This is a genomic window from Brachyspira pulli, from assembly GCF_036997785.1.
GTDB lineage: Bacteria > Spirochaetota > Brachyspiria > Brachyspirales > Brachyspiraceae > Brachyspira > Brachyspira pulli.
Map to the genome: position 1 here is coordinate 97,507 of NZ_JAWLQI010000001.1, position 10,468 is coordinate 107,974.

The 10,468-nt window shown below is 25.1% G+C and carries 9 protein-coding genes; 2 read left to right on the forward strand and 7 right to left on the reverse strand.

The window, feature by feature from the left end; translation table 11 throughout:
* Nucleotides 1-55: 55 nt before the first annotated feature.
* Genes R4K56_RS00360 through R4K56_RS00370 form a run of 3 tightly spaced genes read right to left on the reverse strand, consistent with a single transcriptional unit; the run spans nt 56 to nt 4,659 of the window.
* Nucleotides 56-1,417 (reverse strand): tetratricopeptide repeat protein, encoded by a 1,362-nt coding sequence (locus R4K56_RS00360; RefSeq protein ID WP_335756298.1) that lies wholly within the window; start codon nt 1,415-1,417, stop codon nt 56-58.
* 20 nt (nt 1,418-1,437) lie between these two features.
* Entirely contained in the window at nt 1,438-2,487 is a 1,050-nt protein-coding gene (locus tag R4K56_RS00365; protein WP_335756299.1) for a hypothetical protein, read from the reverse strand.
* Between the two features lie 24 nt (nt 2,488-2,511).
* Nucleotides 2,512-4,659, reverse strand: a complete 2,148-nt coding sequence (locus R4K56_RS00370) for an ATP-grasp domain-containing protein (RefSeq protein ID WP_335771796.1) — start codon at nt 4,657-4,659, stop codon at nt 2,512-2,514.
* Between the two features lie 190 nt (nt 4,660-4,849).
* Between R4K56_RS00370 and R4K56_RS00375 the strand changes: the two genes are divergently transcribed.
* Nucleotides 4,850-5,200, forward strand: coding sequence for a tRNA-binding protein (locus R4K56_RS00375; RefSeq protein ID WP_335756301.1), 351 nt, complete (start codon nt 4,850-4,852; stop codon nt 5,198-5,200).
* Nucleotides 5,201-5,250: 50 nt separating this feature from the next.
* Here R4K56_RS00375 and truB read toward each other — a convergent pair whose 3' ends face one another.
* Both truB and R4K56_RS00385 read right to left on the reverse strand, forming a co-directional pair.
* Nucleotides 5,251-6,120 (reverse strand): tRNA pseudouridine(55) synthase TruB, encoded by an 870-nt coding sequence (gene truB / locus R4K56_RS00380; RefSeq protein WP_335771795.1) that lies wholly within the window; start codon nt 6,118-6,120, stop codon nt 5,251-5,253.
* A 2-nt stretch (nt 6,121-6,122) separates the two neighbouring features.
* Nucleotides 6,123-6,866: a hypothetical protein gene (locus R4K56_RS00385; RefSeq protein ID WP_335759374.1), complete on the reverse strand. Its 744-nt coding sequence runs from the start codon at nt 6,864-6,866 to the stop codon at nt 6,123-6,125.
* Nucleotides 6,867-6,954: 88 nt separating this feature from the next.
* Between R4K56_RS00385 and R4K56_RS00390 the strand changes: the two genes are divergently transcribed.
* Complete coding sequence (locus R4K56_RS00390) at nt 6,955-7,584, forward strand: hypothetical protein (protein WP_335771794.1); 630 nt, start codon at nt 6,955-6,957, stop codon at nt 7,582-7,584.
* Between the two features lie 253 nt (nt 7,585-7,837).
* Here R4K56_RS00390 and R4K56_RS00395 read toward each other — a convergent pair whose 3' ends face one another.
* Entirely contained in the window at nt 7,838-8,368 is a 531-nt protein-coding gene (locus tag R4K56_RS00395; RefSeq protein WP_297295302.1) for a hypothetical protein, read from the reverse strand.
* 486 nt (nt 8,369-8,854) lie between these two features.
* On the reverse strand, nt 8,855-9,958 hold the full coding sequence (locus R4K56_RS00400) for a radical SAM/SPASM domain-containing protein (RefSeq protein WP_335771793.1): 1,104 nt from the start codon (nt 9,956-9,958) through the stop codon (nt 8,855-8,857).
* Nucleotides 9,959-10,468 lie beyond the last annotated feature (510 nt).

Genomic DNA, 10,468 nt, shown 5'->3' on the forward strand with positions numbered 1-10,468 from the left:
CATAACCTTTTTTATATAATAGAGTATAAATATAAATGAGTAAAACCTCAAAACATTAGTCGCTAAATGAAATAACACCTTCAATGATAGCTTCAAATCTTTCTGGTTCAATTATCATTACTGTATCATCAACTTTCAAGTTTGGAGCAAAGTCACCTATACTTATTAAGAATGAGTGAGCACTCCTATATTGTCTAGCATATTCCATAAATTGATCTACAGTTTCTTGTCTCATAGGATATCCAGAAGTATCTAATGCAAATGTACTCTTATATGATTGACCTTCTGAACCGAATTTCTTAATAGTAACAAAGAATACTAATGTATCAGATTTCTTAGTATGCTCAGTAACTACATATCCATTCAAAGTTAATATTCTATAGAAATATTTTTCCAAATATTCTATAATATCCATTTCTAATGCAGTTCTAAATGCATTATTAGCGATAATAGAACTATAAGTTTTCAATTTTTGGTCAACATCTAAGTATATATTTCTGATAGATTTTATTATCTCCCATTGTTTAACTGCTGCCTCAAACTGTTTATTCTTAACTAAAGTTTCAGCATATCTGTATCTCTCATCAACAACTTTTTCATTTGGTATATTTTCTTTAGTTAATACCTGTCCATAATATTCTCTTGCTTTACTATAATTTCCGAGTTCATAATATGAGTTAGCAAGATTCAATGAAATAGCATCTTTATCTGATATTTCATTACTTTCATAAGCTATTTCTAATTCTTTAATAGCATTTTGGAAATCTCTGCTTGAAGATAATATTTCACCAAGTAATAAGTGGTATTCAGCATTTGTGCTGTCCAATGTAAGAGCTTTTTCTATTTGCTGCTGAGCTGCATGATAAGAACGAAGCTTATAAAAACAGTAAGCTAACATGTATAATAATTCAGGATTACTATCATTTTGTGCAGCTGCTAGTGAAAGATATTTTTGTGCCAATACCCATTCACCATATTTATAACAAATTGAACCTGCTTTGTATAAAGAATCATAATCTTGATCCCTTATTTTTGTTATCATATCATATTCATCTATAGCTTTTTTAGTGTTTCCAGTTTGTTCATATATTTTAGCTAAAAATTCTCTAACATTTAATTCGCTTAATTCTTTAGTAAAATATGCACCATCTATCATATTTTGAAGTGAAGCCATAGCAAGTATATACTGCTGTTGTTTATAGTACATATTTGCACACATCCACAATATATTAGCATCTTTTTTATATTTAGGGTCTAAGGTATTAATCTCTCTCATAGCTACATCATAATTTTGTTCATTGTAGGCCTGAACGATTTTTTTTAGTTTAATAGGGTATGATCCGCTCTTTATAACATACTGAGTGGCAAAACCTAATAAAACAATTAAAACTAATATTACAATTAATGACGCTTCCACAGTTCTTATCCCTTTTATTATTATTCATAATATATAACTGGACTTCCAGTTTCTTCTGATTCAACTAAAGCATCTTTTATTTTTCTCATCATGCTGTCTTTTACAGCAAAGACAGACATTTTATTTGATCTATTATTAGAAAAATCAAAGCCGCTTATTGCCATAGATACATTAATATCTACGCTTTCATTATTATATTCAAAATTATAGTTTTTTAATGCTTTAAAATATCTCTTAGTAGCTTTCCAAGCCTCTTCTTCATTTGCAAAAATTACAGAATATATAATGTTTTCATAAAGTAAACATTGATTTTCTCCTATTCTAGCATTTTTCTTTATTGCTTTTATAAGTTCTTCTTGTAATTTTTTATAAGCATTATTTCCATATTCATTTATAATAGACTCTTTATTAGATATTTTAAAAGCTATTATACCTATAGCATGTTTATATCTTTGTGAAAATGCTATTATATTTTTTATAGTGCTTGAAAATATTTCATACTCTGATTTATCTATTCTTATAACTTCATAATCATCTGTTTTATTTGCTTCTTCATTATCATCATATTCATCTATTACTTCAGCTTCTACATTATAACCTAAATTGAATAATATAGTTTTATACATAAAAATTGTAAGTTTTTTTACATTGTATGATAATTGTATTGATATTAAAAATAATCCAACAGCTAATATTGTACTATAAAATGTGTTATAATCTTTTCTGTATAATAATTTTTGTATTTCTGGAACATAACTAAGAGATAATATTATGATCACAGAAGTAACTACAAAGAAAAGCAAATTTTCTATAGTTTTAGATAGGGTAGTATAGTTTCTAGTAGGCTGCATTATTACTATAATGAAAGCATACAATATAGATATACCAATCCATATCCATACCCAAACATCAAGAGTATATAATAAATAAACAAAGAAATTCTGCGGATTTGATGATATTAATAGTATATAAATAGGAATTATAACAGCACTGTATATTAAAGTGCATATCATAGCGGCAAAAAATCCGTATATATATGATTTAGATAAGTTTATTTGTTTATCTTCCATAATAGTTACCTAATTTTTTACTAATTAATATTTAATATAATTAACATCACCTGTTTGTCCAAAGAGCTTTATCATCTTTTCTAGTTTATCTCTGTTTGAATATAATAAATATTCAAGACCTTTTCTGCCTTTTCCTATAATAGAGATAAAACTTTCTTCTGTAACACAAACAGCATTTGCTCCCAATACTAAATATTTAAATACATCAACTCCATATTTAGGAGATTCTGCAAGTATATTAAAGTAGTGATTTGAATTAAAATCTACTTTATTTACAGTATCGGCAACTTTTTCCATACCTTTTAATGCATACTTATTATTATTTGAAAAATAAACATTATTTATATGAGATAATTTTATATTGTCTAAATCTTTATTGCTTGATATGCCTTTTATAATTAAAGGTATATCTAATTGTTTTGCTATTTTAGCTAAATCCTTTTCAGATTTGAAATGTATTTTATTTAATTCATTTATATTATAGCAGTAAGAAAAATCTATACCAACAGCACAAGCCCCATTTTTTTCTGCAGATTGTAATTTCTGTGTTACTATTTCTTGGGTATTATTACCATCTATCATAATAACACCTCTTTTTCTTCCTTTTATAGTTTTTAATGATAATTCAAATATTTCATCATCATTAAAATCATTAAGTATGGCAAGAACTTCACAATTAGAAGCTACATCTATAATTGTCTCATAATATTCCTTTATATCCATAATTCCGTCTATTGCTTCTCTTAAATTATGAATTGTATCTATTATAGTAGGCTGAGACAGATGCATATTAAATAGATTAGTTCCTATATTTGCTTCTGGTTCTTTGTGAATTATACTAGGACTGAAATTATATTCAGAGAGTCCTGTTTTATCTTCATTATCTTCAATAAACAGATATGAAGTATTTGAATTAGATGATAATTTTTCTTTAGCAATTTTTTTAATTTCGTCTATAGTTATACTTTTTTCATCTGTTAATTTGAAATGTACATAGCTCATAGCTTTATTTGCTATAGCTATAGCTTCATCTCTTGTATCCCCTACAGCTATTATATTACCGGCTTTTTCCAAGTTGTTTGTAGGTGTAACTAATATATCTCCAGGTTTTGTTTTGATAAATATTTCTTTAACACCTTCTACTTTCTTGGCATTTTCAACACCATCAATGGATTCTATTATACCAGTACCTGGGATAAATGCTTTTTCAACTGATACTTTATCCCATTTTGGTTCTAAATCACTAGGAGGATTTCCTAAAGCTATTTCTATTGCATTTTTTATTAAATTTACACCTGTAGCAAGAGGGTAGGTATAAGCACTCATAAATCCGCCTGAAAGTCTAGCCGCAATTTCTCCAACCATAGCACCATTTTTTGTTACTTTTATATCACCTTTGGCAGCACCAATTTTTAGATTTAATGCTTTTATGCCTGCTTTCATTACATTAATAGCATCATCTAGCTTTTCTTTTTCTAAAGCAGATGGCATAATGTGACCTGTTTCTATAAAAAATGGAGGAGATTCTATTATTCTGTCAGCAACTCCAGTTACATAAATTTCATCATTATATATAAGCATATCAATAGAAAGTTCCGGACCATCCATAAATTCTTCTACTATAACTTCACCGGAAGGAGAGGCACTTTTTGCTCTATTAAATGCTGCTAAGATATCATTTTCTTTTGATACCTTCATTACACCTCTAGCCCCCATATTATCTGCTGGTTTTACTACAACAGGCTTATTTAAATTTTTAAATGCCTCCATTGCTTCCTCATAATTCCATACAGGGAAAAAATTTGGCTGAGGAACATTGTTCTTTTTGAATCTTTCACGCATTCTTATTTTATTAGAAGCAGCATAAGCATCTTCAAATCTATTACCAGGTAATCCTAAAGCATTTGCTACTGCAGCAACTGTTGTAGAAGCATCAGTACCTACTGTAATAACACCATGTATTTCCATTTTTTGACTTAAATCTCTAGCAGCTCTTACGCTTCCATCAACGTCTCTAGTTGATACTATCATAGGATAATCTGCTACCTGCATACCCGGAGCATCTTTATTATAATCAAAAACTATTGTATAAAGTCCCATTTCTTTAGCTATTTGTATAGCAGGTACTTGTAACAGACCAGCACCTATTATTATTATGCGTTTACCTTTCATATTAATATTGCCTTTTTTTAAAATATTCCCTTATAGTGTTGTTAATATCGAAATTTTAATACTAAACTAAAGAATTTTATTTATATATGTAATTATTATAAAACTATTTATAGTTATGCCTATAAAAATTTAATTGACAATTATCACATTATAAATAGAATATAATAAAAAAATACGGAGATTTGTAATAATGGGTACTAATATAAAAACAGAAGCTAGTTTTGATGATTTTTTAGCATTGGATATTAGAACAGGCACTATAATAGAAGCTGAAGATTTTCCTAAAGCTAAAAGACCAGCATACAAATTAAAAATAGATTTTGGGCATTTGGGAACAAAAGTTTCATCAGCACAGATAACAAAATTATATAAAAAAGAAGATTTGATAGGAAAACGTATTATTGCTGTGGTAAATTTTCCTAAAAAACAAATAGCAAACTTCTTTTCAGAATGCCTTGTTTTGGGTGCTGTTAAGGATAATGGAGAGGTAGTTTTATTGACAACGAATGAAGAATGTGAGAATGGTGTTGCAATAGGGTAGTGTGTATAAATTTTTTTAATACTTAAATTTATAGATGTATATGTTTTTTATTATACATCTATAAAAGAATAACCGTTGCCTTTTTCAATAATAGCAAGTAAATTTTCATCATTATCTATTAAAGCTAAATATTTATTTTTTATTTCTATATTATCTATCATTTTTGTATTGCCGCATAGTATTTGTTTTATCATTTCTTTATCTTCTATGACTTTCTTATCAAAATTATTAAACATATCAAAGAATGATAATATACTATTTGAATTTAAATCTTCTATATTAGAAGCCATATTTATATTATAATTTCCAATGGATATTCTGCTTAATTCTTTAGTATATGCCAGATTCTCTGTAATTTCTCCAATATCTCTAATTATAGACCTTATATAAGTGCCTTTGCTTACAGAAGTTTTTATTTTGAAATATGGATAATTATATTCTAATAATTCTATATTATTTATGCATACATTTACACTTTTTAATTCAAAACTTTTATTTTCTCTTGCTAAATCATAAGCTCTTTTGCCGTTAATTTTTTTAGCACTATATATAGGAGGTTTTTGTACTATATTTCCTTTAAAATTTGTTTCTATTATATTTTTTAATTCATCAAATGTTAATTCATTATTTTTATTTGATTTCTTTATTATATTTCCTTCTATATCGTCAGTATCTCTGCTTTCTCCAAAAACACCAACTGCAATATATTCTTTTGGTAAATCATCGAATAAAAAGAATAATTTTGTATATCTTCCAAAAGCAAGTATTAAAACACCATTAGCAAATGGATCAAGTGTTCCAACATGTCCTATTCTTTTTTCTATAATATTTTCTTTTTCTCTTAATACTTGTTTTGTTTTTTTTATAGCATCAAAAGAAGTTATTCCTATAGGTTTATTTAAAATACAAAAACCTTTCATTTTTATCCCCTTATTATTTGTAAAGAGTTAAAATATATATTTAATATGTTTTCTGATATATTTGAAAGATTATTATACTTCTTTGAAAATAAATCATTTCCTATAGATTTTACTAAATCATCTATTGTTTCTATATTATGCTTCAAAGTTCCTAATTGCTGCTGAGAAAGATGAAGTAAATGTATATTACTTTTATCAAATTCTGCTATTGTTGTTTTTGTAGCTTCATCTAATAAATAATAAACAGCTACTAATTTTTCTTCTTCTTCAGGTGTTAGTACTGTATTAGAACCAGTATATATTTTTGAAAGTTCTCCAACTCTGTATGCTATTTTATATATTGAGTTTAAATTATCAAAAAACCAATTTACATTATTTCTTTTTCTTAAATCAGATAATACATATTTTATATCATGCAGTATTGAATATCCGGCACTTTCATCTTCTCCGCTTGATATATAATAATGCGAACGTATTAATATATCCTGTAAAGTATCAAAATCAGTTTTCCATTGAGGGTCTTCTGTGTTAATACTATAATATTTTTTCTTAAAATCATTCCATACAACAATAAATTTTTCTATAGCTTCTTTTCTGTTTGGATTATTATTATCTCTTATTATTAATAGGGTATCCATATATGATTTATCTAATGAAGCCATATCTTCAAGAAAATTATCAGGCTTTTTCTGACATGATGCTAATATAATTAATGTTATAAATAAAGTAAATATTTTAATATTCAATGTAAAATCTCCAAATCTTTATTTTACAATTATATATATAATAAAGTTAAAATAGTTAATATTATTAGGGGATAATTTATTATAAATTATGGAAAAAAACAAGCTATATATTTTTATTATTTTCTTATTATTAGTTATCATTTCATGTTCAAATAATAACATACAAAAAGGTAGATTGTATTCTAAAGTATACACTGATGTTAGCTTTGAAGCAAGTAAAATGAAGGCAATAGATGATATTTACTATAATATAGCAAAAGAAACTGCCGGATTAATTAATAGAAATGATTTTAATATAGTTGCTGTTTCCTTAAAAGATAATAACTTAATAGATTTTGATAATAAAGATATAGTAACATTAAAAGAATATAAAAAAGATGATAATTTTTACACAGAAATAAAAGTTAAAGATGATACAATATATGATAGAACAATAGAGGTGTTAAATACAATAAAGAAAGAGGGTAGTGTAGGGGAGAAATTTTTCAGAGCTAATGCCTCAATAGAAATATCAGAAAATGCTAAATTAAATGCATATACAAGACAGATGCTTACAAGAAATGCATTAAAAAGAGCTTATGAATCATTATTTAGAGTATTAAGAAATAATAATATAGAAGTTAATGAAGCTGTTCGTTTAACTAATGAAGCTTATATATTAGAAGAAAGTTATAGTTCAAATGAATATAATGTTGTTGTAGAAACTGTTTTGGAATAATATTTTTTAATAGTTGTAAAAATATATGTAAATGTTTTTATTGTATATTTTTATAGTGAAATATTATTTTGTTTGTCAATTTCTTATATTTTTATATATGTATTATCAGTTTTTTAAATTGCAAAGAAGTTGATAAAAGATATTTTGTAGTTTTTATATTAAAATATGCTCAATATAGATAATTTAATATACTGAATAATAAACTTAAAAATATTATATATGAATATTTTTAAGCTTACAATTAAGTATATTATTATTGGAAACGTCTTGGTCTTTCTATTGTTATTAAATAGTTCCAAACATAGTAGAATATTGTTTCTTCTGTTGTGAAGTTCTCTACAGCCTCATCTTTTTTTAATTTAACCATAGAATTAGAAAAAGCTTCATCTTTCTGTAATTCTTCAATTTTTAATGATAATGTATCTGTATGAGCTTTTACCTTAGTCATAAGTTCTACAGGTAGATTTCTCTCATAGTCTTTGCTTGTTAAAGTTTCAAGAGCATACTCAATTTTATCAGGTGTTATTCTAGCTGATATTTCTTGTTCTCTTTGTGCTTCAGTTTTAAGTATTTCATCAGTCCAAGTATTGAACTCGTTAATCCATTCTTTATACATATTACCATACTTATCAGAATTTAATGTATAATCGTTCTTAACATCATTTGGTAATATATTTAGGAAGTTTTTATATCTTTGTTCCATAGCGTATATAGAACCGCCGTCATTTTTGCATGATATGATTATTATAGTTAAACTTAATATTAAAAGTATTATTTTTTTCATTAGTTATTTCCGTACAAATTGAATTTTTATTTATAGTGAGCCATTATACTATATAATACAAAAAACTTCAATTTATTGTTAATAAAAATTGTTCGCATAATGAGTCTGTCAAGTAAACTTGCCAGACGCTCACAATTTTTATAATTTAACTTTATAGTATTTCAAAGCTGTATTTTTTATTATTGTTAATAAAAATTGTTCGTATAATATTTTTTTCCGAACACTCACAATATTAGCTTTATAATATTTTAGAACCATATTTTATATCTTTAGTAATATCTATATTAGCTAAACTTACCATTATACTAGTGATATCCATATTATATAAAAAAATAACATGCATAAGTTAACATAATATACATTATCGGAATATAAATTTATTGTTTTTCTGGGTCTTTGTTATATTGCCTATTTATTAATAACTATTAAATATATGATTTTTAGCCCTTTAAGTATTCTGTTTATAATAACATATTTATTAATTTTTTATAGTATATTTTTAAGCTTTAGAATTTCTATTAATGAATCTAAGTTCTTAGATAAAAAATCTTCTATTCCGCAGAAATTATCATTATCTACATATATGTTACTGTACATTCTCTTGCAGCCCCCATGACATATATTATAAAATTGGCATTGTTGACATTTGTCCTTTGTTTCTTTTAAATCGTTTGTGAAATTTATTTTATTTTGATCTTTGATTATGTCAACTATGCTGTCATTATTAATATTTCCGCACAGGTATTTATCTATACAGTAAAAGTCGCAAGGATATACATTTCCATTGCTTTCTATAACTATATGATTATGGCATATACCATTTATCCCGCATGTCGTTGGAATGTATCCTGCTAGTAACTCTGATATATTATCAAAAAAAGATATGCTAATATAATCTCCTTTTATGATATCATCTTTCCATCTAGGAAATATATTATTATAAAAATAAGCAAATCCTTTAGGACTTATACTAAGCTCTTTATTTTCATTATTTTCTAATCCAGCCAAACATGGTATAAACTGTATATATTTTATATTGTTTCTTTTTATCTCATTATATATTTCATTTGGGTAATTTGATAATTCATTTGTTAATACAGTAAGTATATTATATTGAACATTATATTTATCAAATAAGTTTTTTGTATTAAGTACTATATTATAAGTTCCATTATCTTTTTGTACCCTGTACTTATTGTGTATAGACTCTAATATGTCAAATGAAAGCCCTACTAAAAAATTGTTATTAAGGAATAATTGTACCCATTCTTCATTTATAAAAAATCCATTAGTCTGTATTGAATAAGATATATTTATATACTGATTTTTATTTTTATTTACGTATTCTATAAAGGAATAAAAGTACTCTATCCCTATCAATGTTGGTTCACCGCCTTGAAATGCAAAATGTATGCTTCCTTGTTTTATTATACTGAAGGCATTGTCTATTATATTTTTCATAGTGCTTTCAGACATAAAACCATAATTTTTAGTTTCTCTTATATTGGCTATGTCCTCATAAAAACAATATTTACAATGTATATTACATAATGAAGATGCTGGCTTTATTAATATAAATAATTGATTCATATATTTTTTTACTGTATATTTTTATTTAGTTTATTTTATCATATTTGGCATACATTTCAAATGATATTTTAATTTAATATTTGTATGTTTATTTATACTATGATATTAATATATTATTTGTATAAATATATAATGTAATTATATTTAATATGCTTTCTAATGATTGATACATTATAGTTGTTTATGTGTTGTTTGTATTATTATGTGAAAATAAATATATGTTAATTTGTATAGTATTTAATAATGAGTAAATGTTATGATGATCTTTATTTTTGCTGTTAAAATTCTAAGTTTATAGAATTATTTATTTTTAAATTGCCTTTTAATTATAGTAAAAAAATTTGTATTTGTATATATTTAGCTATGAAAATAGTGAAATAATTTATAAAAAAGCTTTATTTTTGACTGAATTTTACTATGCATAGAAATTAAAACATGCAAATACTATTGACATATACATTAACATAATATAGAATTATGTTAATATACTATATTTGCGGAGTTTTTTCT